The following is a 26,329-nucleotide window of genomic DNA, read 5'->3' on the forward strand; positions in this document are numbered from 1 at the left end:
ACAATGGAAATTTCAACAATTATTGGTTTGATTCTCGGATTTGTCGCCCTTATTTTAGGGATGTTTCTGAAAGGCGCGCCGATCGAAAGTCTGGTTTCTAACCCAGCAGCCTTTGTCATTATATTTGTCGGGACGGCGGCCACGCTCTTCATGGCCTTCCCAATGTCGGAAATGAAGAAATTCCCGACATTGCTCAAATTGACAGTCGCCAAGCCGAAAATGATTAGCAAAGCGGAATTAATCACCCTGTTCATGGAATGGGCGACGATTACCCGCCGTGAGGGCCTGCTGGCTCTGGAAGCGAAGGTCGAAGAGATCAATGATGACTTTTTGCGTGGCGGCATGCGGATGATCATCGACGGTAACGACCAAGAGTTCGTGCAAGACGTGCTGACAGAGGATATCGCTGCTACGGAAGAGCGTCATAAAGCCGGTGCATTGATGTTTTCTCAAGCAGGGATGTACGCGCCAACGCTAGGGGTACTCGGCGCCGTGGTGGGCCTGATTGCCGCCCTGTCCGATATGAGTGACATCGAGAAGCTATCGCATGCGATTTCGGGCGCTTTTATTGCCACCGTATTTGGTATCTTCACCGGTTACGTATTATGGCATCCGATTTCCAATAAATTAAAACGTCTGTCCAAGAAGGAAATGGAAGTTCGATTGATGATGGTGGAAGGCCTGCTGTCGATTCAATCCGGCGTATCCACGATCGCGATTCAACAGAAGCTTGCCGTGTTCTTAACCCCTGCCGAACGAGCGGAAATTCTAGAAAAGGGGGCGGGTGAGGGTGAGCAAAAAGAATAAGCATCAGGATCACGAAGAACATAACGACGAGAGCTGGCTGCTTCCTTACTCCGACTTGATGACGCTCCTGCTCGCCTTGTTCATTGTCTTGTTCGGAATGAGTACCGTCGATGCCCAGAAATTCCAGGAGATGAGCGAAGCGTTTCAAAGCGTGCTGACCGGCGGATCAGGAGTTCTGGATCAAAACGCCATGTCCAGCAACACCAAGACATCCAACAGCGACAGTGAATTACCGAAGCCCTCCTCGGACGGCTTGATGACCAAGAAGAACGAACTGAAGCGGCAGGAACAGCAAAACCTAGAGGCTTTGAAAAAACAGCTTGATACCTATATCAAAGAAAACGGTTTGACCGACGACCTGGAGACCAAGCTGAATCAATCCCAACTGATGATCACGATCAGCGACAAAGCGCTTTTCGCTTCCGGGGAAGCCGTGGTCAAGCCGGAAGCCCGTCAGTTGGCCAAAGCGATCTCAACCATGCTGCAGAAATTCCCCGACTATGAGATCATCGTATCCGGACATACGGACAACGTTCCGATCTCAACCTATGAATTTCCGTCCAACTGGGATCTGAGCTCGGTTCGGGCTTTGAATTTCATGAAGATTTTGCTGATTAACACGAATTTGGATCCGAAAAAATTTAGTGCGATCGGTTACGGCGAATACCACCCCGTTGCCGGCAACGATACCGCGGTCGGGCGGGCACAGAACCGCCGGGTCGAGGTCTCGATCATCCGTAAATATGCGGACAGCAGCGAGCAGCTGGGCGTAACGGCTGCTCACGAGTAAGACGCAAAAGGACAGGCTCCTCCTCCGAGGCAAGCCTGTCCTTCTTTGTTATCGTACGTTAAGTAAGCTCGTAGTTCAGAGATAAGCCCAATTCTCGCTTCTCTTGCTCGGTTAAATCGCGCCATGTACCGATCTTCTGCTGGCCCAGGTGAATGTTCATGATCCGGATGCGCTGAAGCTTCCGGACATCATAACCTAGGGCGCTGCACATGCGGCGGATCTGACGGTTTTTGCCCTCGGTCAGAATCAATCGGAATACGCGGTCCGAGATCCGCGTCACTTTGCACGGAAGCGTCATTTCGCCGAGAATTTTAACCCCTTCACTCATCGCCTTCACAAAGCTGGGTGTAATCGGCCGATCCACCGTGACGATGTATTCCTTCTCATGCTTGCCCTCCGCACGTAATATCTTGTTGACGATATCACCGTCGCTGGTTAGCAAGATCAGTCCTTCCGAGTCTTTATCCAATCGTCCGATCGGAAAAATCCGCTCCGAATGCCCGACAAAATCGACGATATTGCCTTTCACATGGGCTTCCGTCGTACTGGTGATACCCACCGGCTTGTTTAAAGCGATATACACGTGTTTGGAGCGCTTGGTCTCGATAGGACGCCCATTTACCCTAACGTCGTCCCCTGGCTCCGCCTGGCTGCCCAGAACCGCTTTGACGCCGTTTATGGTCACCTGGCCCGACTCGACCAGCTTGTCCGCTTCTCTCCGAGAACAAAATCCCGTTTCACTAATAAATTTATTGATCCTCATGATGATGCTTTCGGTCCCTCCGCTTGGTCTAGCAGCCCACCTCATTTAGCGATATCTGCTGCCCCTTCGTTATGATCTTCCTCCTCCTGCACGCGCGGGAGGGTGATAGTTACAGCCGTTCCTCGTCCGAGCTCGCTGTCGATCTTCAGCGTCCCACGATGTCCCTCAATGATTCGCTGGCTGATCATCAAGCCAAGTCCGGTCCCTTTCTCCTTGTTCGTATAGAACGGCTCCCCAAGCTTCTGGAGCCGATCTTTGGCGATCCCCTCGCCTTCATCGATCACCCGCAGCACGGCCTGCCCTTGGTCGTCCTCCTCTACCTGCAGAAGGATCCTTCCACCTTTAGGCATAGCCTCCATCGCATTCTTCAACAGGTTGATGAATACCTGCTTCAATTGGTTCTCTTCACAGTGTACCAGAATTGGGCTGGGGGAGAAATGAACCTCGAATACGATATTATGTAAATGAGCTTCGCTATCCAATAAGGACACGACGTCGCCCATCGTAAAACGAACGTCCCTGGTCTGGAATTGCACCGCCTGCGGCTTGGCTAAAATGAGAAACTCACCGACGATGAGATTAATCCGATCCAGCTCCGCGAGCATCACATCGGTATGCATGATATTAACTACTCGGGCTCGTTGCTGCATTTGAAGAAATCCGCGCAACGTCGTCAGCGGGTTGCGAATTTCATGCGCCACCCCGGCAGCAAGCTGTCCGACGGTCGTCAATTTCTCTGAGCGCCGGAGCAGGTCTTCCATTTTATTGTGTTCCGTCATGTCCCGGGAAATGCTGATCAGTGCGGTGATTTTTCCCGCTTGGTCAAAGATAGGGGACACGCTAATGCTTACTTCCACAGGGCTGCCGTCCTTCCGCAATCGGACGGTTTCGGCGATTACCGATTCGGCGGTAGCGATTACGTCGGTTTCCGGACGCCAGATCAACCTTCCGTCCATCTCGGAATCCGGGAGAAATTCCAGAACGTTCCCGACAATTTCATCACTCCGCCAGCCGTATAACCTTTCGAAAGCGGCATTCACCTGCAGGACCTGACCCTTGATATCTGTAATATGGATGGCATCTGCGGTCTGGCTGATAATCGACTCCAGATACTCCTTCATCGACCGATTCTCTTCGTTCTTCCGCTTCATCTCAGCGGTATATCGGCCCAGATTATCAGCCATGATGTTAATTTTATGAGCCAGCAGTCCGAGTTCATCAAAACTGCCGACTTTCAGCCGGGTCTCAAGCTTACCCGAAGCTAATACATTCACTTGGTCCAAAATATGACGGATCGGACGGATCAAACCTCCGGCCATCCCGTAGCTCCCCATGATCATCAATACGAGCAAGGAAAGGGAAACGATCAGTTGGCTGATCATCTGTTTAGCAATCGCTTCGGCGATTGGGGTATAACTGGAGACGATCCGAATAACGTAGGGTTTCTCGCCTCCATTCGTAATAGGGACATAACTCTCCAGGACGCGCTTGCCGTTGATGCGGGTATCCACCAACAAACTGCGATTTTGGGAGATCGCCTCCGCAACGGAACGCTTCAATACCTGATCATTCTTATATCGGTACGTTCCAAACAACAATTGCCTCTCATCCAAGCGATTCGGGTCAATCCCCGTTATCTCCATCAGACTAGGATTCGTACCTAACGATTTTTGGGAAACCCGTTCCGGGCTTGTCATGGTCAGAATCGCATCCGTCATATCGCTGCTCATTTTGCCGCCTAACGTGAGCTTGACATAGTTATATACTGACCGGCTTTGTTCGACAGAAATGGCTATATGATTGGCCGTCAGCATCATATTCGCTTCGCTGTCCAGCCGCAAATTATCCCGTACCGTAAAATAACTTAGGACGATATTCAGAGATAGGATAATTAGCGCAAAACAAGATATAATCAAAGCAAGCTTTGTTTTTATAGTCAAGCGTTTATCCCACCCCTAGAGCTATTTTTATGGATATATATGGGATTGTAAAAAATTCTAAATCCATCATACCTTTTACGACAAGTTTTGCAAAGACGTTGAAATTCCCAGTTCGTTTCCCTACAATATGTAGAAATGCCTACTCGTCTGGTCCATAAGACTCAAAGAAAAGGGTCCGTCATACGATAGTTATCCACAGGATATTAACATACTCACAGCTCATTGGGATAATATGTGTATAATAATGGGGATAATCCAGCGGTTATGCACAATGTTACCCACAACATGTTAACAACGAATGCTTGTTCGTTGGACAAGACTTGTGGATACGCTGATAAGGAGTTGATTTGTTCACATGCCATCCTCATTTCCTTTAGTCCCTGAACCGCCACCCTCAACTTATCCTCACGAGCATTGGATGGCAGAGGCTATACGTGAAGCACGCAAAGCGGAAGCCATCGGCGAAGTGCCGATTGGCGCGGTCATCGTCCGAGGTGACGACATCGTTGGACGTGGCTACAATCTCCGTGAGAGCTCCCACGATGGTACCGCCCATGCCGAGATGATTGCGATCCGCGAGGCCAGCGAGCATCTCGGGGCCTGGCGACTGCTTCACTGCCGCCTCTACGTCACGCTGGAGCCTTGCCCGATGTGTGCAGGCGCGATCGTCCAATGCCGCGTTCCTCATGTGATATACGGTGCTCCGGATCCGAAGGCAGGTTGCGCCGGAACTTTGATGAACCTGCTGCAGGAAACGCGATTTAACCACCGCACCGATATCACAGCCGGCGTCCTGCAGGAAGATTGCGCCTCGTTGTTAACCGAGTTTTTCCGTCGGCTTCGGAAGAAATAAAATCTACTGTAACGACAAGAACCTCCAGCCCCATGAGATCATGGAACTGAAGGTTCTTATCGTTTATGCACAATGTTTGAATCGTACGCTTAAGCTTAATAGCCAAACTGGCCCATTTCTTCTTGTAGCTGCTCCAAAGTCAGCGTGTCTGTCGGAATGCCGATTTCAAAGGCCGGTTTCTCATTAATTTGAGTAAAGCGGCTGGTCATTTGGACAGCAACTTTGATGTTCTCCTTCGTTTCCGGATCGTTTACGGCGACATCTGCCTGAACGTTGTAATACGCCGGGTAGTTGTTCTCGTCGATCGCGGTATCCACCGTGAATTTGTTGATTTGTAGATGATTCTTCATCTCGTCCAACGCTTTGCCCAGTTCGTCCTGGTTGCCTTCTTGCAGTTCTTTCTTCGCCTGCTCAAGTTCCTCTGGCGTCAGCTGCAACATCGAACGGTATTCTTCTTTGGACAATATATCCAGCATCTTCGGCAACGCTTGATTCACCAGAATCGTCACCGCTTCTTTTACATTGTCATTCGTAATGGCGAATTGGACCACCTGCTTCGCTTTGAAACCTTCCGGCAACGAAGCCTCTTTTGGATCGATGTTGGTGAAGTAAGCTCCGGATTCATACTCAGCAAATAAAGCTCCCATTAATTCCGTGCTGAGCTTTTGGCTCTTCTCCGGATTGAACAGGTCCGGATTAAACTCCTCGCCGCTCTGCTCCGCCAGCTCTTTCATGTCGAGAACCAGGAATTTCCCAGTCACCGACTCCGGCATTGGCAGGAACGGAATGCTTGGTACCTTAACGTACAATTTCTCCGGCGTCACGACGAGCGGAATCGTAATTGTCGTCGTCATATCCCCTGTCAATTTGACTTCCAGTGTTGCTTCGGCTTGCATCGGGTCCTTCTGGAAAATTTGCTTGATGTTGATCTCAGCGTTCTTCAGCATGGATAATACGGCGCCCACTTCCGGGGACTCTGCCTCTTCCATTTCAACGGAAAAATCCAAGATCTTAATTTGATTCTCCAACACGTACGAGTTCATCTCAAGCGCCTTCACAGCTGCGCTGCTCAAGGCTTCCTTCGGTTCCTTCTTGCTGCTGCAGCCGGCCAAGACCAGCACGACGGACAGCATGACCAGCAAGCAGGACGTCAATAACTTTTTAAACATACCTTCTCCTCTCTCCTACCCATTCATCCTCAGTAAAAGCAAAATTTTTCTAAACATAACATATCATAAACCATTTGCAAGGATTTCGGAATACGTTCCGCTGAACTAATGAATTGCTTTCTTCTTGAAACGTCCGCCCTTAACATCATGGATATTTCCGACTGCCAAAAATGCATTTTCATCGTAATGATTCACGATTTCCTTCAGCTTGGCTTCTTCCAAGCGGGTAATGACGCAGAAAATCACTTTCTTCGGGTCGCCGGAAAAACCGCCTTCTCCCGACAAATACGTAACGCCGCGTCCCAAACGGCTTAAGATCGCATCGCCGATTTCATCGATCTGGTCGCTGATAATCCAAACCGATTTCGACTCGTTTAAACCGTCTACGACGATATCGATGGTCTTATAGGCAATATAATAGGCTAATAACGAGAACAACGCGCGCTCCCAGCCAAACACGAAGCCTGCACCGAGCAAGATGAAGAAGTTGAAGAACATGATGATCTCGCCAACCGAGAACGGAGTTCTTCGTGAAATGAGAATGGCCACGATTTCAGTCCCGTCCAGCGATCCGCCAAAGCGAATAACTAAACCGGTGCCTAAACCAAGTAAAATGCCGCCAAACACAAAGGCAAGTAAGGTATCACTGACAAAAGCAGCAACCGGGTGCAGCAGCGCCGTGCCAACCGACATCACGGTAATGCCCAGCAGGGTGGATACGGCAAACGTCTTGCCGATTTGTTTGTAGCCGACAATGAGAAAAGGGAGGTTGAAAAGGAAGAGGAAAACCCCGAGCGGGAAGCCCGACAAGTAGGAAGTCATTACGGAAATACCGGTTATGCCACCGTCCGTAATTTTGTTAGGTACCAGAAATAGTTCCAGCGCAACGGAGACGATAATCGCTCCGACTACAATAAACATAGACCTGAATAAGTTGCTCTTCAGCGTACGCTGTTTATGTTGGCGTACTTGGGTTGCTGTAGGTGGAATCAGTTGATTTGGATTAACCGCGTTCAAATGGCATCACGATCCTTTCAGTATGTTTTATAGTTCTTCCCTCTCACCATTCTTTCAAAAAAATTCATGTTCCCGTATAAGAACACACCCTAACCTTTATTATGACATTTTCTCCGCTTGTTGTCTTGCTCTAAATCTGATAAACACCGTGCATCTGAACGGCAAAAAACCCCAGCCGAGGCTAGGGCAAGGTTCGTGGTAACCCTTCCGATAAGAGCTTATCCTTCCGGGTTAAAGTTACCGTCTTGTTTTCTGATTTTCGCCTTTTTTGAACCAGACAGCGGTTCAAGTCCGCCTTTGCCCTCGTTCCGTTGGCGTTCGCGATTCTGTCCGTTGCCGGAGCCCGAGGTTTGGTAGGTTTGCGGTTTTGTCATAACGAATAATGCCTCCCTTGATTTGATCAACAGAGTTAATTTGCGAAGAAAGGGCCTCCGTTATGCATGAAAAAAGAGAGCATCTCTGCTCTCTGGATGATCGATGTATGGCGGAGAGGGTGGGATTCGCTCCGTCGGACGTAGCCGTACAAGTGCGGCTACGCTGTGCGACTATCACGCCGGGGCCTACGGACATGCCTTAGGGCATGTCCGCTTCACGGCCCGTTCGAATCCCACCTTTCGCCATACACAAAAAAACCGACTCCCTTTCAGGAATCGGTTGATTATTCTCGTATGGCGGAGAGGGTGGGATTCGAACCCACGTGGGCTTGCACCCTAACGGTTTTCAAGACCGCCCCTAATGTTAAATCCCGCCACTTTCCTTACCATGACTGGGTTTATTGCACTTTGTTGTTGAACCGCTACAGCGGTCTAAGTTAAAGTGTTTAATTTGGTCAGTGACCGTTGGATATCTTAATCTTATTATTATGAAAAGCATGAGTCAAGCTGTCCCACTGATAAAGTAATGCAGCCAAATACACAATTCACCTTTTGTCATGCTTATTTAAAACTTCAAGACGTTACTGGGATTGTTTCATAATTAAGTGATTCGACTCTTCGCTTTTCTATACGCACACAGTCAAGAATATCAGGATTAAATATCATTATATTATATCCACTAGGTGTTAAAGTGCTTTCAAAAACAATACCCTCATAACCTGCCCCTTTAGTCTCATTGAGATATTTAATAAAGTCGACTATAAATTGAGTAGGTAAATAATCTAACTTACTATCACCACTTCTAACTGGCTTAGAAATTGCCTTATTTATGTTATTAAAATTTTCCAAATTTAGTGCATATCTGATTGGGTCTTGAAAAAGAAATACGTCTAAATTTTTCAATAATCTAAAGTCGGCGACCTTTATTCTAGATGTTAGTGGAAACCTACCTACATAAATAGAATCACTTTTACTTGGTCTTATTTCACTTACAGCAGTAACTGTGTCACTTGCTAAATATAAGTGTCTGATTCCTTCAGAGTTAGCACGACCAGCAGTTGCTAATTCTTTTGGTGGAGCGCCCATTTCTTCAACAGTTAATTCTTTAACATTTGAAATTCTAGCACGATAAAAAGTGTCAGGCTCTAACTCTACTGAAATTCTAGCTAAATAATACTCTAGCACGTCATAATTTACATAGTTTGAGTGGAAGCGGTTCTCATGTTTTATGCAATTGACAAACTGATTCCATGTCTTTCCTCTTAGAACCGAGTGTTCATTTAAAGACTTATCATTCATCCACTCCAAAATACCAACTTGATTATCTAATAGAGGTATTTTATCAGGAAATCTACTAGACAAAAGTTCAACCAAAAATTTATGTATTTTTTGACTATCAAAACCATTGAAGATTTTCCAGTTCTTCTCGAACTCATCTTTGATACTAACTAACCAATACCTAGAATATCCATAAGGTAACAGTTCTGATGATGGTTTGAAGATACTTAGTATTCCATTAAATAATTCATCAAGACCTGAGTCCTCATATAAATTGTAAACATATACATTAGTACTTTCACAAAAGTCACATCTGTCTATTTTATTTAAACTCTTAATAATCCCCTTAATTTCTAAAGACATAAAACACCTTTCACAACAATTCATTTAATGTCCCTCCAGGATATTACCAACCAATTCTAAGTGGTGCATAATCGATAATTTCTTTAGAGTAGGCAAACCTGGATATGTACCTTCCTCATAGTGTCGCTTTAAAACTTGCATAGCCAAAGTATCCATCCGATCATCGTATGAATAACCCTCGTACCATTCAATCAGCTTTTCTAATGCTTCAGAGAATTTGCCAGCAGGGTCACTAGTATCTCTATTTGAATCTGAAACAAAGTGCATAATCTCTAATGCATTCTCTTCGTTGGGGTATACAATATGAATCGCTACAGCATATGGGGCAAATCCACTTTCACTATAATCTGCTCCTACTACTGAATAGTCAGAAAATCCGACATACCCCTCTTCTTCAAAAAATAAATGCTCCTCTGAAAAAAACTCATTTTCATTTTCTAAATAATCTGCATTCCTTAACATTTTATTAAACTTATCGTCTAATCCAACTAACTTTTTACCGTTCAGCTGTCTCCTAAAAGAATTATCTAGTGGTATCAAGTTCAATAGCGGAGTATCTTCTGTGAAAATCTCATTGTACAAACTTACTAGCTTCTTTTCTTTATGAATAACCACGATTTGACTTAACTCCACATCGTAGTATTCAATCAGTTCACTAATTTGATCCGTGGAATCTTTATTGAAGTGATGTCCAACAATCACATCGTTATCTTTTATGATTTCTATAAATTTATCTCTTATATCCTCAATTTCTAACTCCCCAGTAAATGAACCAACTTTAGGATTAGAAATAACAATTGCTTTGTTTTGAGCATTGGTGATTTCATTTAAAGTCGAGATTAATGTAGAGTTAAGTTTAATTGGTTCAATAATTGGTATTATGTACTGACTCAACTTGTTATTTATCGTTAATTCTCTTATAGCGAGTAAGTCATATTGTCTACCTCTTATGATAGGATAGTACATTTAATCACCTCATTGATTAAGTTTTTCGTAAATTGAAAGTAATGTTTTGTCATCGTATCTTCCTGAATAAATCAACCATCTTATAGATTCTGGAAACTCCTTAATCACGCCTATTTTACCTGATTTTTCTCTTTTATTTAATTCTGTAAAAACTAATTCCTGTGCTTCTAGAATGGGAATCTGTTTAAATAATTCTAATGATGATTTAAATAAATGAACTGGTTTTACATCAGGAACCATCTTAAATCTAGTTTTAATAATTTTTTCATATTCGCTTTTTCTAAGCAATTTAAACAAAGATTCATGACACAAACTTCTATTATCACTAATAGCCGCTTTTCTTACACTTAGTCTCTGGTTTGTAGTAAGAACAATTATTCCAACATTGGGATTCATCTCCTTTAGCAACTTATAAACAGGATAATAATTCTTTTCTGACGTAACAACATTCACCAAACTAAAAACTTTATAATAGTCATCCAACTGATACATCAGCCTGTCAAAATTGTCTAGATCGGTTTTTATTTCAAAAACAACCCCTGTTGAATGATTTAATACAATAAAGTCAGCCTTTGAGTTTTCTATAACAATTTCACTTAATGCAGTTGAAGTCTTTAAACTATATCTGCCTATAATATATTTATTAAATAGGATGTTTTTATAGAAAAATTCATTTCGATAATCTTGACTTAATAGGTTGTAATTATACTCTAATTCCTCAAAAAATAAATTCGATATAAATCCCTCAGAAAAAATTATGTTCAGTATGGATTTTTTTGTGAAATATCTATTCAAGTAATTTCGATCCACATTTATCCCGCTTTCCTATACGAATCCTATTGAAATAAATTGTAATAATAACAATATTCTTCACCTACATCAAAACACCTTTTTAATTTCAAGAGTGCCGAATGAAGTCTATTGCTTTTTTAAAGTTATTGCTTTACTGAATGTGTAGCATAGTCTTTAATAATTTTATAAAAAGTATTCTTTTTCAACCCTAACATTTGAAAAAATTGTACTGCAGTTATCTCTTTACGTATCCACTTAGAATAATTCATTTCTAATATAAGTCTCTGTTCCTTATCTAATGTATTAATATTTATCCGTGGTCTACCTAAATGCTTACCCTTCGACTTAGCTACAGATATACCCTCTAATTGTCTTTGCCTAATATTCTCACGTTCACGCTCAGCAACGAATGAAAGCACCTGTAATACCAAATCACTTACAAACGTCCCCAAGGTATCCTTGTATTGTGTAGTGTCTAGCAAGGGCATATCTATTACTTTAATATCTGCTTTAATCTCTTGCGTAATGTACTCCCATTCCTTCTTAATTTCCTTACTGTTGCGTCCGAAACGATCAATGGATTTTATGTATAATAAATCTCCCTCACGCAGGCATTGTTTCAATGCTTGGTACTGTGGTCGATCAAAATCTTTTCCACTCTCTTTATCTATGAATATATCCCTTTCATTAATTTCAAGTTGCTTCATTTCATATAATTGTCTGTCAGGATTTTGGTCTTTAGTAGATACTCGGATGTAAGCAAATGTTTTAGACTTCATAAGGTAACCTTCCTTCTATGTAATAATCTAATTATACCACCAACGTTTATAAAGGTGTTTATATATTTTACAAACGTTTGTAAAATATAAACCAACCTAAATAAACCCATATTTCCTGCTAGTCATACTGTTTTTAAAGGTATACTTTTACAAACAACACTCTACCTCCACACTCATACGAGGTTGCCAAATCCCCAAACTCTTTAAGCAGCAATTACTTAATCTGTTATGCAGAAAAATTCAATACCATTTGTGAGCTTAGGGGGAGGGTTTACAGTCTTCTCTTCTTTCAACTATATAGGAAAGCCCCCAACACACCTAGAAGGAAAGCCATATTAATTATTTCACGATACGAAAGGCACTACATTAATATTCAATGTTTATAGATGCTCCTACAGATTACTTATATTTATGCTCTTTATCACAACTTCTACTATACGTTCGATTCCACGAGGAAGAATGCAAACAGACAGCAAACTCTTTAAGAAGATTATCAATTCACTTTCGTCATTAGATGAAACAACATCAGGCATTAATCCCAAAACCAAACAGAAGTCACTTCTCCAATAAGGTGTCTTCTGTTTTTTATAATAATTTGTTTAATTTGTATAGTTTGCCAAAACAAGTGAAAAATCAGCGTGCTCGACTCTTTTAGAAGTGAGGGAAAAGAGGTACCTACCATTTTTCTAAGAGAATGACAAATGACCCTTTGCCGATCATCGCAAGGGTTATTTGTCATTCTCTCCTCAATTCGACAAGCAGGAGATGGTTATCATGACAATCAACAAACTGAATCAGAGTGAAGATTTACAAGGTGAAGAATGGCTACCAGTAGTAGGTTACGAGGGATTATATGAGGTATCAAACCTTGGACGAGTAAAGCGTCTTAGCAGTAAGGATACAAGCAGAGAGAAGACTTTAAAACCACAAATTCAAAGAGATGGTTATCAAAGGGTCACTCTGTCTAAGAAAGGTAAGAAAAAGAGGATGGCTATTCATAGGTTAGTAGCAATTGCGTTTATTCCTAATCCAGAGAACAAGGAGCAAGTCAATCATCAAAATGGGAATAAGTTAGACAATAGACTTAAAAACTTAAATTGGATGACACGAAAAGAGAATATCGCTCATGCCCACGAAACTGGACTAGTTAAGAAGAATGAGAACCCAATAATCGCAACTCATTTGGACACAGGTGAGCAGCGCCAGTTTAAGTCTCAGACAGAAGCATCTAGGGAACTTGGCGTTTATCCAAAGAATATCTCCAATGCGCTCAATGGAAGAATCACGCATGTAAGTAGATGGGCATTTGAACGTAGTTCGTTAGATCAGAAATCATCTTAACAAAGAGCAAGCAATCTTTGGTCATCCTATGTTGCTTAAATAATCCTTTCTTTTAACCTCAAATACGAAAATCGTGTTTGGGGTTTTTACTTTAACTTATGAAGTCAAAGGAGCGGAATTTGATGAACGATAAGTATTTTTTCTGTTACTCAACAAACATGCAAATGTTTTTGAAAAGCAAAGGGTTCAGTTATATTTGTTGCGCCTATCATGTAAAAACAATGAGAAAGTTCTGGCAGTTCAAACACAATAAAGCGTTACAGGATGCGTTAGACGAATACCGAGAACAAAGAATTGAGTTAAGGAGGGCTTAGCAAGGCGACTTGTTGAGTCCTCTTCTCTTGTAATTCCATGCTGATAATTCAAAAGACAAATGATAATTCAAAGGGGCGTTCATTAATGCAAAAGGAAGTAATAAAAAAACTCAATGAACTATATATCGTACAGACAGGCAGGTATTTAAGGCAATCTAAGCAAGGTTACATTACATGTATTGCAGGGCGACAAAATAATCAAGGAAAAAAGACTCAAAAATTGAATGACTGGCACTTTGAACAACATCTAAATGGTAAGTTTACTATTGGCACGTTCAGCGGTGAACAAACAACAAGATTCATAACTTTTGATGTAGACTTTCATGATCTTATAAAAGCAAAATGGATTACAGGTAAGGTTGCAATCACATTGAATGATATGAATATCGAGCATCACATCAGTTTCAGTGGCAATAAGGGCTACCACATCGACATATTCTTTGAAGACCTTATTGAAGTTGACCATGCAATGAGATTCTTCAATTATGTGATTCAAGTGTCAGATATTATTGAACACTCAGACGCAGGTAACAAGGTTGAATTCAGGGTTACTAGCAGTCAAGGTGTCAAGTTACCGCTAGGTATTCATCAAAAGACAGGACAGTATTGTGGATTCATTGACGATGATTTTAATGTGATGAGCAAGCAACACTCAGAAGCCTATCTGCTAACAATTAACAAAATAGATAGTCATCAAGTGTTAGACTTACTTAATATCATTGACACAGATAAGCAGAAGATCGATATAAACGATTTGATTATAATAGAAGATGCAGTAAGTCCATTTATACCGCCTAAGAGTCACGAACAATCTAGGGACTATTCGATTAAACTTGCACAAGATTACTTACTGAATGGATTAAAAGTTCAAGGTTCAAGGCATAAAGCAACGCTTTTGATTGCCATGTACTTGAAAGGCTCTGGAAACAACAAGGATGAGTGTAAAGATTCTTTGTATAGTTGGATGGATACGCAAAACCCAGATTCATATACGACGAAGTTAAGAGATTGTTACAAGGATATTGATTTAATTGTTAGAGACGTTTACGAGAAGGATTATAACCTAAGCAGCACTAATAAGGACTTGACCATTACTCTAAACGAATTTAAATGGATTATTGATAAGTGTCCTGAAAAAAATCAAAAACTAATCACATTTGCAATGCTGAAACACTCTAAACGCCATGCGAATATGCAAGGCGTTTTTTATATGCCATTTTCAATGATTGAATTCGCCACAGGTCTAGCTGAGAAAACAGCAAGAAATCAGGTAAACAAGTTAATTGATTTAGGTGTCATTGAAGCTGTTGCACGTAACAGGAAACCAGTAGGCGGACAAGGGCTACAACGAAATCTACCTAACCTCTATCGCTTAAAAATTGATGTTACAGTCGAAGAATCTAATGTGTTGACGATTAATGAATCCTATGATTTCAAGTCGTGCATGTTGTTCTTCTTTAGCAGAAAGGAACTGAGAAATATGTTGCCGAGGAGACAATACGAGAGTTTGGTTGGCTAATATACTGCTATTGCTTGCACGTTGATATTGCTAATGTAATTGATGTGCAAGCACATATCATTCATTGGTTGATGCTTTTATTGATGAGTATGGTTCTTGTACTTATAACCCGTAGAGTTCCAGAGGGTAAAGAGATAAATAATCTATTATAGGTAATATCGTACATATAATCAGAGGACTTAAAAGAATATACTATTGTTTACTACACAGACTACATACATAAACGGAATAAGGGCTTAGTATGAATAAATAATCTATTGTAGGTAATATCGTGCAATATTGATAAAACACTTTGAATTCAATTGGTCACGAGTTTTATTTTAAATTCAGACCGTTTCCAATACGCCAATATATACACATCGAGTCAAACTAGACTGTCATGGGTTTCGCAAATGAGTTTGGTATAAAGAATTGGTGTACCGCTCTGTATATTGCATACTTCCCTTCGCTCTTTATCATCTGACACTAAGTTGATAAAACCATTCTAAATTGAATTTGTATTTTATTTAATCTTGTTTGAAGCACAGAAAATATTCTATTATTTTTAATAAAATAAAGCATTCAAAAAAGCACAGCTATATCAAGGACATGCAAGTCCAATAAATAGCAGTGCTTCCATTTCACAAATATATATTTAACCCAGATTACACAACACCTCATTCTCCTTTCATAAACTACTCATACTGTTCACGAACATCATCGGCATCCTGATTAACATAGCGATTAACCATTTCCATTGAAGAATGTCCAAGTAATCGACGCAGTGAAAACGGGTCGCCTGTTGCCTTTATATAACGAGTCGCAAACGTATGTCGGAAAGTGTGGGGGCTAATGCGAACGCCTGTAATTTTAGCCTTCTTACCAATGAAACTGATACATCTGGTAGCCCAATTCTTATCTAAAGGTTGACCAAACTCGTTAAGAAACAAGTTTGGAGCTTGAGCGTTAATTTCGTGCCACGCAAGATAGATAAACAATAGTTCCTGTGTTCTCGCCCCAAAGTAAACCATCCGCGCTCTTCTGGTTTTAGCTGACTCAGCCCTAACAGATACAGAGCGGTTTTGTAGATCAACTTCCTCTACAAAAATTCTCATGCACTCCCCGATACGCAACCCTGTATCAAGTAGGAATGACATTAACAAGGCATCACGTAGTCCAGTAAAAGTGGTCAATTCACAGCAGTTAAACAGTTTCCGTTCCTGTGTCTTTGAAATTACTTGGAAATCTTCCTCTGGCACTTTTAGTAACTCTACATTATCGAATGGAGATTCTTTAATGATTCTTTCGCTAATAGCCCAATTGAACATTGCTTTAACTGTTCTTAATCTAATGTTAATTGTTGAGGGCTTCAACTTTTGTACCGTCAACATATGGGAAATCCATGAACGAATCACATCTCGATTCGGTACAAAGTTATCCAGACCGTTGTATTCAGATGCTAAGAAACGTTGGAACCAGTTCATGTGCTTCATGTAGTCCTCTAAGGTGCGTTCTGCCGCTCCCGCCGCTTGCCGTGCGGAATAGTAGCGATTAAACAGCCTATCCAGTGTCAATGTCTCCGTTCGCGGTTTCTCAGGTTCTTGAAGGGTAGAGCGGGATGTTTCTAAGACCGAAGGAGTAAGGCGGTCTAATAACCGCTGAGGAATGTCTAAATTGTTCTTCCTTTGCCCGCGTTTATGCGGTGTTTTTCCATTGATTGAACTCATATTGAGTACCTCCCGTTAGATTTATCTCTAACGGTCACGAACACAAAAAAACGCACCAGACCGCTGTTCAACAGTCAAGTGCGTTTCAGTCATAATCACCGCAATGCCTTATACGGCGCTAATTTGTAATAACTGGCGGAGAGGATGGGATTCGAACCCATGTGGGCTTGCACCCTAACGGTTTTCAAGACCGCCCCGTTATGACCGCTTCGGTACCTCTCCAAAGTGAATCCGATTTAGCGTAACAAATCAGATTCTACCATATCGCTTGCCGCTACGCAAGCTAATTACGCTTGGTAATCTTCTGCAAATTCCCCATATAAGGGCGCAGCGCCTCTGGAATCTCCACGCTGCCGTCTTCCTGCTGGTAATTCTCCAGGATCGCAGCCACGGTGCGTCCAACCGCTAGTCCCGAGCCATTTAACGTATGCACGAACTCCGGCTTCGCCTTCGGCTCCGGACGGAACCGAATGTTCGCCCGGCGGGCCTGGAAGTCCTCCACGTTGGAGCAAGAGGAGATTTCGCGGTATAACCCGCTCTCCGGAAGCCATACTTCCAGGTCGTATGTTTTGGCAGCCGTAAAGCCCATGTCGCCCGTACACAACGCAAGCACACGGTAAGGCAGGTTTAAAAGCTGCAGCACGCGCTCGGCGTTGTTCGTCATTTTCTCCAGCTCGTCATAAGAGTTGTCCGGATGAACAATTTTGATCATTTCCACCTTGTTGAACTGGTGTTGACGAATCAAACCACGGGTATCGCGGCCAGCTGCACCAGCCTCAGAACGGAAGCAGGAGCTGTAAGCCACATAATTGCGCGGTAAGTCTTCCGCATTCAGAATTTCATCCCGATGATAGTTCGTCACCGGCACCTCAGCCGTAGGAATCAAATAATAGTCGCTGGCGCCCGATAGTTTGAACAGATCCTCCTCGAACTTCGGTAGCTGGCCCGTTCCGTATAAGCTGTCGCGATTAACGATGTAAGGCGGTAGCATTTCCTCGTACCCATGTTCGTTGCTGTGCAGGTCCATCATAAAGTTAATGAGCGCACGTTCGAGGCGAGCCCCCAACCCTTTATAAAAAGTAAACCGCGAACCGGTCACTTTCGCTGCGGCTTCAAAATCAAGAATTCCGAGGTCCGCTGCAATATCCCAATGCGCTTTCGGAGTAAACTCAAAGTTCCGCGGCTCGCTCCAACGGCGAACTTCGACATTATCTTCTTCCGAAGCGCCTACCGGTACGCTAGCATGAGGGATGTTCGGAATGGAGAGCATCAGCTCGTCGATTTTCACCTCAAGCGTCCGAACCTCTTCGTCCAGCTCCTTGATGCGATCTCCGACTTCGCGCATTTCTACGATTAACTCGTCGGCGTTCTCCTTGTTTTTCTTGCGCTGTGCAACTTCTGCGGAGACGGTGTTCCGGCGATTTTTGAGCGCTTCGCTTTCTTGAAGCAACACCCGGCGTTTCTCGTCCAGCGGCGCAAAACCGGAGATGAGCTCCAGCGATTTCCCCCGATTCTTCAGCGCTTCCTCAACGCGTGTATATTCATTTCGCATGATTTTCACATCTAACATGAGTAGTCCCTCCTAGAATGATCCCGCACAGACCTGCCGACCTTCATCTGGGGAGACCCGCGGACGGAAAGGCTGCTATCGGAAGTTCAAAACGCCGGTAAAACAGATAAAACCTCAACCCGCAAAGGAGTCAAGGCCTGTTTACGGCTGCTTGGCTTGCTTGATCATCTCAACAAAATACGTATGTAGTGAGAAGTCGTCAGTCAGCTCCGGATGGAACGACGAAACGAGCAGATGCCCCTGGCGTGCCGTCACTATTTCATCGTGATAAGTCGACAACACCTCTACCCCTTCTCCAACTGCCGTGATCAGCGGGGCCCGAATGAATACCGCCCGCAGTGGAACCTCAAGTCCCTTCACGTCAAGATCGGTTTCGAAGCTTTCACGCTGACGTCCAAACGCATTGCGCGATACCTTGATATCCATCAGTCCGAGATGAGCTTCCTCGCCGCCCTCGATCTCCTTAGCCATCACGATCAGTCCGGCACAGGTCCCGAATACCGGTTTACCTTGTCCGGAAAAGCTTCGAATCTCATCCATAAAGCCGTATTTACGCATCAGTTTGCCGATGGTCGTGCTTTCGCCGCCAGGAATGATCAGTCCATCCAGCTCAGCAAGCTGTTCGGTGTGCTTCACGGTTACAGCTTCAACGCCGGTCTTCTCCAAGCTGCGGATATGCTCCGCAACCGCGCCTTGCAGCGCTAACACTCCTACTTTCATGACAAACCTTCTTTCTCTAGAGGTAGTTCAATAAGTCATTTTTTGATCACGAAGCTTCCGTTGCTCACGTAGGTCACTATGATGTACCCCGGCCATCGGAAAGAGACAGCCGGGGTGAAGGACTTGCTTTAGATCCTACGGTTCTTGACGAAAAGACGATTACCAGCCGCGATCCGACATCCGCTCTGCCGCGGACAATTTGGAAATCTCGATGCCTTTCATCGGTGTACCCAAATTTTTGGATACTTCCGCAATCAATTTATAATCCGTATAATGCGTCGTCGCTTCGACGATCGCACGAGCAAATTTCTCGGGACTGTCCGATTTAAAAATACCGGAGCCGACAAATACCCCGTCCGCGCCCAAATGCATCATCAAAGCCGCATCGGCCGGTGTTGCTACACCGCCCGCCGCGAAGTTAACGACCGGCAGCTTGCCGTTCTCATGTACTTCGAAAAGCAGGTCGTAAGCCACACCAAGGTTCTTCGCCTCGGCATAAAGCTCATCCTTCGACATGTTCTGCACCTTGCGGATTTGGCTGTTGATCAGACGCATGTGACGTACCGCTTCCACGATGTTGCCCGTTCCCGGCTCCCCTTTCGTCCGGATCATCGATGCGCCTTCGCTAATACGACGAAGCGCTTCGCCCAGATCCTTCGCCCCGCATACGAACGGTACGGTGAAATCCCGTTTATCGATATGGAATACTTCATCCGCCGGGGTCAGCACTTCACTCTCGTCCAGATAGTCTACCCCAAGCGATTCCAGAACTTTCGCTTCCACGTAATGACCGATCCGCGCTTTTGCCATGACCGGGATGGAGACAACCTTCATGACTTCCTCAACGATCGTCGGATCCGCCATGCGGGCTACGCCGCCGGCCGCCCGGATATCGGAAGGCACACGTTCCAATGCCATAACGGCGGTAGCTCCAGCCGCTTCGGCGATTTTGGCTTGTTCCGCATTCATGACGTCCATAATGACGCCGCCTTTTTGCATCTCAGCCATACCTCTTTTTACACGCGATGTTCCTGTTTCCATGTCCAATCCTCCCGATAATAATCTAACTAAATATTTTACAAGATACAGTTGAAATACACAACCCGTTTACTCGGATATGAAAGGACGCTTAGAAAAGATTTTTGATGCCGTTGAACAGATCGCTGAAGAAATCGCCGATGGCTCGCATCATCAGCTTAAACCAACCGGCTTTTTCCGCATCTTCCGCTGTGATCAGGTTCACTGTCTTCTCAAGCGTTTGGTCCATGCCTGGAGCCTTAAACGAGTAGGTTACGGTTCCGACCTTCGTCCCCTGCTTCAACGGAGCTGTCAAGGTGCTCTCATCGGCCAACGTCACTTTGGGTTGTACCGCGCTCGTGTCCGCGCCTTTCGGTACGACAAAGCTAACCGCTTGATCCGTTACGACCGGAATCTCCGTGTTTTTCGCTTTCTTCACCGTCACGGTTTCTGTCCCTGCAACCGTTGTTTTCGGTGGTACGATTTGCTTCGTTTCAAAGTTATTGAAGCCGAAGTCCAGGACTTTGCGGCTTTCAACGAAACGAGAGCCTTCGGTTTTAGCACCCATCACGACGCTGATCAAGCGCATTCCGTTACGGACGGCCGTCCCGGTAAAGCAGTTGCCCGCATTCGTGGTGTGTCCCGTTTTGAGCCCGTCAAGACCATCATAGGCGTATTGCTTAAAGTTAGTCACGTTTTTATTGGCTTCCAGCATCCAGTTCCAGTTGATCATTGGAGCGGTATCTCGCTCGCGGAACTTGTACGATTGGATCGTTGTGAACCGAGTAAAGTCCGGATGGTCCGTCACAATGTATCTTGCCAGAATGGCTGCATCCATTGCTGACATCACGGTCTCTTCGGTATCCGAAGGACGGAATTGTTCCGGCATATCCGCAATGTCCAAGCCGGTGGAGTTCGCAAAGTGCGCGGTTTTCATCCCCATACGCTTGGCTTCGTCATTCATCATTTTCACGAAAGCTTGCTCGGAACCTGCAACATGCTCAGCCAAAGCCACCGTCGCATCGTTCGCGGAGCCGACGGCCATCGCGATATATAACTCTTCAATAGTATGTTGATCCCCTTCGGCCAGAAAAATCCGCGAGCCGATCGTTTGGGCGGCATTTTTTCCTACCGTCACCACGTCGTCCCAACTGAACTTCCCTTGCTTCACGAGGTCAGCCACGATATATTCGGTCATCATTTTGGTCATGCTGGCCGGAGGCAAAGGAACATCCCCGTTGATGTTCATCAATACTTGCCCGGATACAGGCTCCAGCAAAACCGCGGACTTCACTTCCAAGCCCAGGGATTCCACGGAAGGAATTGAGGTGGCTGTTTGCACTGTCGTCGTTTCGGTTGTCGTAGATTCAGTAGAAGTAGATTCCGTTTGCTCTCCCTCCGCCAGTGCCATCACCGGTGCAAGAGAGAAACATAGTAGATTTAGCAGCAATACAGAAGCTACGCTTTTGCGCAGGAAACGCCGTTTGGTTGTCGACTTGCGTTGTGGTTGTTTGTGTTTCAATGCCTTAAAGCTCCCCTCATATTCTTTCATTTGCTTTATCTATTCTATCACAGGGGTACCCGCAAAAAAAGACAAGCAGGACGGAAAACGCCCTGCCTGATGTGGAAAATAATGGTTTAAACCCTTTTGACTTTTTGAATTACCCCTATTACAGCGAGTAGTTTGGCGCCTCTTTGGTGATCTGAACATCGTGCGGATGGCTTTCGCGCAAGCCTGCACCTGTGATGCGGATAAACTGCGTATCGTTCCGAAGCTCATCCAGCGACTTCGTGCCGCAATACCCCATCCCGGAACGCAGGCCGCCAATCAACTGATGAATCGTATCGGAGATCGGTCCTTTGTAGGCAACACGGCCTTCGATCCCTTCCGGTACCAGCTTCTTGTCGTCGTCTTGGAAGTAGCGGTCCTTACTACCTTGCTTCATCGCGCCCAACGAACCCATTCCTCTATACACCTTGTAGCGGCGACCTTGGTAGATTTCCGAATCCCCAGGGCTTTCTTCTGTACCGGCAAACAAGCTGCCCAACATCACCGCATGCGCACCGGCCGCGATCGATTTCGTAATCTCGCCGGAGTACTTGATACCTCCGTCTGCGATGATCGGAATCCCGTATTCACGAGCTACCGTCGCGCAATCGTACACCGCCGTAACCTGCGGCACGCCGATGCCAGCGATCACGCGAGTCGTACAGATCGAGCCAGGTCCGATACCGACCTTCACCACGGAAGCTCCCGCTTCAATCAAGGCTCTCGTCGCCTCGCCTGTCGCTACATTACCGGCGATAATCGTCAGCTCAGGAAACCGTTTGCGAAGCTCGGCTACCGCTTCAATAATATTGATATGGTGACCATGCGCCGAATCGACCGTAATTACGTCAACTCCAGCTTTAACCAGCGCGTCGGTCCGCTCAAACGTATCCTTGGAGATCCCGACGGCAGCACCAACGAGCAAGCGTCCCTGCGCATCCTTGGCAGCGTTCGGGAATTGGATCGCTTTTTCGATATCCTTGATCGTAATCAGGCCCTTTAACGTATTGTGGTCGTCGACCAGAGGGAGTTTCTCGATTTTATGTTTTTGCAAAATGACTTCGGCTTCCTGTAAAGAAGTTCCTACCGGTGCGGTAATTAAGTTGTCACGCGTCATGACTTCGCTGATCTTGATGCTGTAATCATGTACAAAGCGCAAATCCCGGTTTGTCAAAATCCCGACCAACTTGTGCTCCTCATTCACAATCGGCACGCCGGAAATACGGAATTTTCCCATAACCTCCTCTGCATCGGACACGAGATGATCCGGAGTCAATGAGAAAGGATTCGTGATGACGCCGCTCTCGGAGCGTTTCACTCGGTCGACCTCTTCGGCTTGCTGTTCGATCGGCATATTCTTATGAATGATACCGATGCCGCCTTCCCGTGCAATCGCGATTGCCAGCGCGGATTCCGTGACCGTATCCATTCCCGCACTGATGAGCGGAATATTCAGCTTGACCTTGTCGCTGAGCCGAGTGGACACATCCACCTCTTTCGGCAATACCTCCGATTTACGGGGAACCAAAAGCACATCGTCAAACGTTAAGCCTTCCTTGTCAAATTTACTTTCCCACACCGTGATGAATCCTCCTTCGATTTGGTTGTTTTGTTGGGCCCTTTCCTGAAATCCGGGTATAAAAAAAACGACTACCTCTGTAATCCCTTAGAAGAACATAACCCTTATATATCAAGACAGAATAGGCACTTACGAAAATATATTGTTCCCATCTTAGCAAAGCCCCCCTAGGCTGTCAAGGACAACCGCAGCCAAAAAATCACTCGGCCGCCCACCGAATACGAGTGTCTATTTCACGCGCACATTAGGTTCATTTCATGGATTCTGATGCTAATCCTGCCCCATTCCTCCAGCTTTGATTCGGCAAAAAGAAAAAGGACGGAGAGGCCACATTCGCCTTCTCCCTCCTATTCTTCCGATCCATTGCTTCGTTACCGCTTGTCGTGGGTAATGACCTGGTCGATGATTCCGTACTCGCAAGCTTCGTCTGCGCTCATGAAATAATCTCGATCCATATCCTTTTCAATTCGCTCCAGCGGTTGCCCGGTACATTCCGCCGCAATGGCGTTGAGTCGTTCCCGGATCCCTAAGATCCGTTTGGCACTGATCGCAATATCACTGGCCTGCCCTTGCGCGCCTCCATGCGGTTGATGAATCATAATCTCACTGTTGGGCAGGGCAAACCGCTTCCCTTTGGCTCCAGACAATAACAGTATCGCGGCAAAGGAAGCCGCCAACCCGGAGCAGATCGTTTGCACGTCCGGCTTCACATATTGCATCGTATCGTATATGGCAAAGCCTGCTGATGTTGAACCACCTGGACTGTTGATATAGAAGTAAATATCCTTCTCCGGATCTTCAGCTGCCAAGAACAACATCTGCGCTGTAATGCTATTGGCGACCTGATCGTCAATCGCTGAACCGAGGAACACGATCCGATCCTTCAGCAAACGCGAATAAATATCATACGACCGTTCACCTCGTCCAGTTTGTTCGATAACATAAGGGATTACTGAACTCATGGCTTACCCTCCTTTGAATCAGGCGGCAAGACCGAGGGACATGAAACTTTGCCGGTTTTGTACCGGATCGGTAGCAGGGGAGCCTGATTTGCTCCGTAGGGAGTTGCGGCGATACGATTGGAGTGTTAACACCGGGACTATATCCTGAGGCCGGACGTCGTTATACAGCATCGCAAGCGCAGCGGCGTCTTCTCGGCGGACCGCATCCATGTACGCATAAACAAGTACGTCATTGGATGTGTCTGGGGATGCAGCCTCCCCAATGGAAGTCCCTTTACCTGAGGTGTCTCTCCCTTCTCGTCTGGAACCCTCCACAGCATTTCGCAGTCTGACCCTCGCTCTGTGCAGGGCGGCTTTGACAGCCCCTTCCGTCGATTGAATCAACTGCGCAGCTTCACCGGCCGTATACTGTAAAATATCGATCAGCAGTAGCGCGGTTCGTTGAAGGGGCGAAAGCTCGGAGACCAGGGTCTCCATCGCGCCCCACACTTCAGCGGGATCGTTCTGTCCCGGCGCTTGCAGAAGTTCGTCCATGGGAAGCGACTCTGCCCGAAGCCGCTTTCTCCGGCTGCGGTCAATCCACGCATGCTGAGCCGTGCGATACAGGTACGTTCGTGTGATTTGAACGTCGTCTCCTTTACCTTGCGTCGCCGACCAAATCTTGAGCCACGTATCTTGCGCCAAATCGTCGCCTTCCCAAACCGAGCCGGCTAACGATCGGCAGTAATTGCGTAATGCTGCACCATGCATCTGTATCCATATCGGGAAATTCACCTGTTCCATATTGGACCTAGTTCGCTTAGGGTTTCGCTTAACCAGCTCTTTAGCTAACGTTGGCATCTCGGGCACACCTCCCATCTGTAGACGGACATTATCATATACCGGCCTTCCATCCCTGCTCCACGCCTTCACGTCACGATCGGTTCATTTCCAACCTGGAGTAAGCTAAATTTCTTACTCACCGGTATAAACGTTAATTTTGGCGAAATCGATACGCGGGATAAAATTTTGATGTTATGGATCGTTTATTCATGTTATTCTCAATCCTTCGATGAGGTTTAAGCCTTGGCCGCATTCGCTGATCCCCAAAGTGAGCCTGGGTTTACCCGGTTTGGGTAAAGATGAAGCATGCTGTTGTATAAATCTGAAGCGGTGTCTGTCTCTTTCTCCATTCGATTAAAGTCTAACAGATATTGCTGAGTCTCACCTAAGATTTTGGGGTTATTCTCATTCTCGGGGACTTTATGCCCCGCCACAACAAATTTTGGATTTAGTTGCATTAGACGATCTATGGCTTGAATCCATTCGATTCGAGAACTTTCCGTGGTTTCAGCTAGATAGGGATGGATTCCGTTATAAACAACATCCCCGGTCACTAGTAATTCAAGATCCGGAATCCACAATGATGTTGTATTCGCGGTATCCGTATACCCCGCTTCAATGATTTCCAACTTATGTCCTTCGAGTTCAAAAGAATTCATATTGATAACATCAGGAAAGACCTGAGGTTGAGGTATTTGATCAGGGAATAATTTATCCCAAAAGCTTTCAATTAGGTTTCCTTGTTTCAAACTCTCTTTTACTGTTCCTTCTATTGCCAATGCTTTAGCATGGGGAAAAGCTTCTTTTATTTGTTTGATTCCAAAGAAATGATCACCATGACCGTGCGTAATATAGATGTATTTTAGGTCACGGTTAAATGTCTTTATCCAATCGATCAATTTTTGGTTATGTTCAATAGTAGTAAAAGTATCGACTAAAACTGCCTCTTTTTCTCCATAAATAAGAACAGCCGTATTGGAAACCCATTGAAGTTCCTCTTTTCCTTCTGGCAAGGTCCTTGTGAGGCTGGCACGTTTTACGCAAAGTTCAGCGAATTGTAAGTGTGACATTTTAACCCTCCTTAAAATAATTTCTTTGACCCTTTTTCATCTGTGATCTATTTATACCGCATTGAGAATGATCAGTAAAGAACTATTTTTTACTAATCGTTCTCTTATCGGCAGCACGCTTTTTGTAGTTTTTACTTGAGAATGCAAAAAGAGCACTACCGAATGAACGGTAGTGCTCTTTCCCTTTGCTTGGCGGCGTCCTACTCTCCCAGGACCCTTCGGTCCAAGTACCATCGGCGCTGGAGGGCTTAACGGTCGTGTTCGGGATG

24 protein-coding genes, 2 tRNA genes and 1 rRNA gene are annotated in these 26,329 nt (G+C 45.0%); 6 read left to right on the top strand and 21 right to left on the bottom strand.

Annotated features, from left to right (window positions below; all coding sequences use genetic code 11):
• Positions 1-3 precede the first annotated feature (3 nt).
• Positions 4-807, top strand: a complete 804-nt coding sequence (motA, locus tag KJS42_RS22645; RefSeq protein ID WP_155608668.1) for a flagellar motor stator protein MotA — start codon at positions 4-6, stop codon at positions 805-807.
• Positions 791-1,597 carry a flagellar motor protein MotB gene (gene motB, locus KJS42_RS22650; protein ID WP_193418727.1) on the top strand — a complete coding sequence of 269 codons (807 nt, stop codon included), beginning with the start codon at positions 791-793 and terminating at the stop codon, positions 1,595-1,597. Before motA ends, motB begins: the two co-directional genes overlap by 17 nt.
• A 58-nt stretch (positions 1,598-1,655) precedes the next feature.
• On the opposite strand, the gene rluF is transcribed toward motB, so the two are convergent.
• Both rluF and KJS42_RS22660 read right to left on the bottom strand, forming a co-directional pair.
• Positions 1,656-2,360 carry a 23S rRNA pseudouridine(2604) synthase RluF gene (rluF, locus tag KJS42_RS22655; protein ID WP_155608667.1) on the bottom strand — a complete coding sequence of 235 codons (705 nt, stop codon included), beginning with the start codon at positions 2,358-2,360 and terminating at the stop codon, positions 1,656-1,658.
• 41 nt (positions 2,361-2,401) lie between these two features.
• On the bottom strand, positions 2,402-4,300 hold the full coding sequence (locus KJS42_RS22660; RefSeq protein ID WP_213624163.1) for an ATP-binding protein: 1,899 nt from the start codon (positions 4,298-4,300) through the stop codon (positions 2,402-2,404).
• Between the two features lie 355 nt (positions 4,301-4,655).
• On the opposite strand from KJS42_RS22660, the gene tadA reads away from it, so the two are divergent.
• Complete coding sequence (gene tadA / locus KJS42_RS22665; RefSeq protein WP_213624164.1) at positions 4,656-5,153, top strand: tRNA adenosine(34) deaminase TadA; 498 nt, start codon at positions 4,656-4,658, stop codon at positions 5,151-5,153.
• Positions 5,154-5,248: 95 nt separating this feature from the next.
• Here tadA and KJS42_RS22670 read toward each other — a convergent pair whose 3' ends face one another.
• The 8 genes from KJS42_RS22670 to KJS42_RS22705 all read right to left on the bottom strand — a co-directional run bounded on the left by KJS42_RS22670 (position 5,249) and on the right by KJS42_RS22705 (position 11,891).
• Positions 5,249-6,322 carry a hypothetical protein gene (locus tag KJS42_RS22670; protein WP_213624165.1) on the bottom strand — a complete coding sequence of 358 codons (1,074 nt, stop codon included), beginning with the start codon at positions 6,320-6,322 and terminating at the stop codon, positions 5,249-5,251.
• Between the two features lie 105 nt (positions 6,323-6,427).
• Entirely contained in the window at positions 6,428-7,243 is an 816-nt protein-coding gene (locus KJS42_RS22675) for a YitT family protein (RefSeq protein ID WP_239484092.1), read from the bottom strand.
• A gap of 314 nt (positions 7,244-7,557) precedes the next feature.
• Positions 7,558-7,713 carry a small acid-soluble spore protein P gene (locus KJS42_RS22680; RefSeq protein WP_213624166.1) on the bottom strand — a complete coding sequence of 52 codons (156 nt, stop codon included), beginning with the start codon at positions 7,711-7,713 and terminating at the stop codon, positions 7,558-7,560.
• A 295-nt stretch (positions 7,714-8,008) separates the two neighbouring features.
• Positions 8,009-8,096 (bottom strand) — tRNA-OTHER (locus KJS42_RS22685).
• Positions 8,097-8,286: 190 nt separating this feature from the next.
• The gene (locus KJS42_RS22690; protein ID WP_213624167.1) at positions 8,287-9,378 is read right to left on the bottom strand and encodes an RES domain-containing protein; all 1,092 of its coding nucleotides are present in this window, start codon (positions 9,376-9,378) and stop codon (positions 8,287-8,289) included.
• Positions 9,379-10,320: a sce7725 family protein gene (locus KJS42_RS22695; RefSeq protein WP_213624168.1), complete on the bottom strand. Its 942-nt coding sequence runs from the start codon at positions 10,318-10,320 to the stop codon at positions 9,379-9,381.
• 9 nt (positions 10,321-10,329) lie between these two features.
• Entirely contained in the window at positions 10,330-11,130 is an 801-nt protein-coding gene (locus tag KJS42_RS22700) for a sce7726 family protein (RefSeq protein ID WP_213624169.1), read from the bottom strand.
• A gap of 125 nt (positions 11,131-11,255) precedes the next feature.
• Positions 11,256-11,891 carry a recombinase family protein gene (locus tag KJS42_RS22705; protein WP_213624170.1) on the bottom strand — a complete coding sequence of 212 codons (636 nt, stop codon included), beginning with the start codon at positions 11,889-11,891 and terminating at the stop codon, positions 11,256-11,258.
• A gap of 774 nt (positions 11,892-12,665) precedes the next feature.
• On the opposite strand from KJS42_RS22705, the gene KJS42_RS22710 reads away from it, so the two are divergent.
• The 3 genes from KJS42_RS22710 to KJS42_RS22715 all read left to right on the top strand — a co-directional run bounded on the left by KJS42_RS22710 (position 12,666) and on the right by KJS42_RS22715 (position 15,065).
• Complete coding sequence (locus KJS42_RS22710) at positions 12,666-13,232, top strand: NUMOD4 domain-containing protein (RefSeq protein WP_213624171.1); 567 nt, start codon at positions 12,666-12,668, stop codon at positions 13,230-13,232.
• A gap of 122 nt (positions 13,233-13,354) precedes the next feature.
• Positions 13,355-13,546, top strand: coding sequence for a DUF5659 domain-containing protein (locus KJS42_RS23260; RefSeq protein WP_280516420.1), 192 nt, complete (start codon positions 13,355-13,357; stop codon positions 13,544-13,546).
• Positions 13,547-13,631: 85 nt separating this feature from the next.
• On the top strand, positions 13,632-15,065 hold the full coding sequence (locus tag KJS42_RS22715) for a TOTE conflict system archaeo-eukaryotic primase domain-containing protein (RefSeq protein WP_213624172.1): 1,434 nt from the start codon (positions 13,632-13,634) through the stop codon (positions 15,063-15,065).
• Positions 15,066-15,739: 674 nt separating this feature from the next.
• Here KJS42_RS22715 and KJS42_RS22720 read toward each other — a convergent pair.
• The 11 genes from KJS42_RS22720 to rrf all read right to left on the bottom strand — a co-directional run.
• Positions 15,740-16,771 carry a tyrosine-type recombinase/integrase gene (locus tag KJS42_RS22720; RefSeq protein ID WP_213624173.1) on the bottom strand — a complete coding sequence of 344 codons (1,032 nt, stop codon included), beginning with the start codon at positions 16,769-16,771 and terminating at the stop codon, positions 15,740-15,742.
• A gap of 133 nt (positions 16,772-16,904) precedes the next feature.
• Positions 16,905-16,993 (bottom strand) — tRNA-Ser (locus KJS42_RS22725).
• Positions 16,994-17,054: 61 nt separating this feature from the next.
• Positions 17,055-18,341 (bottom strand): serine--tRNA ligase, encoded by a 1,287-nt coding sequence (gene serS / locus KJS42_RS22730; protein ID WP_193418717.1) that lies wholly within the window; start codon positions 18,339-18,341, stop codon positions 17,055-17,057.
• Positions 18,342-18,482: 141 nt separating this feature from the next.
• Entirely contained in the window at positions 18,483-19,061 is a 579-nt protein-coding gene (gene pdxT, locus KJS42_RS22735) for a pyridoxal 5'-phosphate synthase glutaminase subunit PdxT (protein WP_155608661.1), read from the bottom strand.
• A 159-nt stretch (positions 19,062-19,220) separates the two neighbouring features.
• Positions 19,221-20,102 carry a pyridoxal 5'-phosphate synthase lyase subunit PdxS gene (gene pdxS, locus KJS42_RS22740; RefSeq protein WP_155608660.1) on the bottom strand — a complete coding sequence of 294 codons (882 nt, stop codon included), beginning with the start codon at positions 20,100-20,102 and terminating at the stop codon, positions 19,221-19,223.
• An 88-nt stretch (positions 20,103-20,190) separates the two neighbouring features.
• On the bottom strand, positions 20,191-21,630 hold the full coding sequence (locus KJS42_RS22745; protein WP_193418714.1) for a D-alanyl-D-alanine carboxypeptidase family protein: 1,440 nt from the start codon (positions 21,628-21,630) through the stop codon (positions 20,191-20,193).
• A gap of 118 nt (positions 21,631-21,748) precedes the next feature.
• On the bottom strand, positions 21,749-23,206 hold the full coding sequence (guaB, locus tag KJS42_RS22750; protein WP_193418712.1) for an IMP dehydrogenase: 1,458 nt from the start codon (positions 23,204-23,206) through the stop codon (positions 21,749-21,751).
• Positions 23,207-23,577: 371 nt separating this feature from the next.
• The gene (clpP, locus tag KJS42_RS22755; RefSeq protein ID WP_213624174.1) at positions 23,578-24,168 is read right to left on the bottom strand and encodes an ATP-dependent Clp endopeptidase proteolytic subunit ClpP; all 591 of its coding nucleotides are present in this window, start codon (positions 24,166-24,168) and stop codon (positions 23,578-23,580) included.
• Between the two features lie 18 nt (positions 24,169-24,186).
• A complete protein-coding gene (locus KJS42_RS22760) occupies positions 24,187-25,008 on the bottom strand; it encodes an RNA polymerase sigma factor (RefSeq protein ID WP_167521297.1) in 822 nt (273 codons plus the stop codon).
• A 218-nt stretch (positions 25,009-25,226) separates the two neighbouring features.
• Positions 25,227-26,060 (bottom strand): MBL fold metallo-hydrolase, encoded by an 834-nt coding sequence (locus KJS42_RS22765; RefSeq protein WP_213624175.1) that lies wholly within the window; start codon positions 26,058-26,060, stop codon positions 25,227-25,229.
• Positions 26,061-26,247: 187 nt separating this feature from the next.
• Positions 26,248-26,329 (bottom strand): 5S ribosomal RNA (gene rrf, locus KJS42_RS22770); the annotation flags it as partial.

This window comes from Paenibacillus sp. J53TS2, from assembly GCF_018403305.1.
In the GTDB taxonomy this organism is placed as follows: domain Bacteria; phylum Bacillota; class Bacilli; order Paenibacillales; family Paenibacillaceae; genus Fontibacillus; species Fontibacillus rhizolycopersici.

What these genes read in the sequence shown, in the direction of transcription:
- motA (WP_155608668.1), top strand. Translation starts at nt 4, where the DNA reads ATGGAAATTTCAACAATTATTGGTTTGATTCTCGGATTTGTCGCCCTT.
- rluF (WP_155608667.1), bottom strand. Translation starts at nt 2,360, where the DNA reads ATGAGGATCAATAAATTTATTAGTGAAACGGGATTTTGTTCTCGGAGA.
- tadA (WP_213624164.1), top strand. Translation starts at nt 4,656, where the DNA reads ATGCCATCCTCATTTCCTTTAGTCCCTGAACCGCCACCCTCAACTTAT.
- KJS42_RS22670 (WP_213624165.1), bottom strand. Translation starts at nt 6,322, where the DNA reads ATGTTTAAAAAGTTATTGACGTCCTGCTTGCTGGTCATGCTGTCCGTC.
- KJS42_RS22675 (WP_239484092.1), bottom strand. Translation starts at nt 7,243, where the DNA reads ATGTTTATTGTAGTCGGAGCGATTATCGTCTCCGTTGCGCTGGAACTA.
- KJS42_RS22680 (WP_213624166.1), bottom strand. Translation starts at nt 7,713, where the DNA reads ATGACAAAACCGCAAACCTACCAAACCTCGGGCTCCGGCAACGGACAG.
- KJS42_RS22690 (WP_213624167.1), bottom strand. Translation starts at nt 9,378, where the DNA reads ATGAATTGTTGTGAAAGGTGTTTTATGTCTTTAGAAATTAAGGGGATT.
- KJS42_RS22695 (WP_213624168.1), bottom strand. Translation starts at nt 10,320, where the DNA reads ATGTACTATCCTATCATAAGAGGTAGACAATATGACTTACTCGCTATA.
- KJS42_RS22705 (WP_213624170.1), bottom strand. Translation starts at nt 11,891, where the DNA reads ATGAAGTCTAAAACATTTGCTTACATCCGAGTATCTACTAAAGACCAA.
- KJS42_RS22710 (WP_213624171.1), top strand. Translation starts at nt 12,666, where the DNA reads ATGACAATCAACAAACTGAATCAGAGTGAAGATTTACAAGGTGAAGAA.
- KJS42_RS23260 (WP_280516420.1), top strand. Translation starts at nt 13,355, where the DNA reads ATGAACGATAAGTATTTTTTCTGTTACTCAACAAACATGCAAATGTTT.
- KJS42_RS22715 (WP_213624172.1), top strand. Translation starts at nt 13,632, where the DNA reads ATGCAAAAGGAAGTAATAAAAAAACTCAATGAACTATATATCGTACAG.
- KJS42_RS22720 (WP_213624173.1), bottom strand. Translation starts at nt 16,771, where the DNA reads ATGAGTTCAATCAATGGAAAAACACCGCATAAACGCGGGCAAAGGAAG.
- serS (WP_193418717.1), bottom strand. Translation starts at nt 18,341, where the DNA reads ATGTTAGATGTGAAAATCATGCGAAATGAATATACACGCGTTGAGGAA.
- pdxT (WP_155608661.1), bottom strand. Translation starts at nt 19,061, where the DNA reads ATGAAAGTAGGAGTGTTAGCGCTGCAAGGCGCGGTTGCGGAGCATATC.
- pdxS (WP_155608660.1), bottom strand. Translation starts at nt 20,102, where the DNA reads ATGGAAACAGGAACATCGCGTGTAAAAAGAGGTATGGCTGAGATGCAA.
- KJS42_RS22745 (WP_193418714.1), bottom strand. Translation starts at nt 21,630, where the DNA reads ATGAAAGAATATGAGGGGAGCTTTAAGGCATTGAAACACAAACAACCA.
- clpP (WP_213624174.1), bottom strand. Translation starts at nt 24,168, where the DNA reads ATGAGTTCAGTAATCCCTTATGTTATCGAACAAACTGGACGAGGTGAA.
- KJS42_RS22760 (WP_167521297.1), bottom strand. Translation starts at nt 25,008, where the DNA reads ATGCCAACGTTAGCTAAAGAGCTGGTTAAGCGAAACCCTAAGCGAACT.
- KJS42_RS22765 (WP_213624175.1), bottom strand. Translation starts at nt 26,060, where the DNA reads ATGTCACACTTACAATTCGCTGAACTTTGCGTAAAACGTGCCAGCCTC.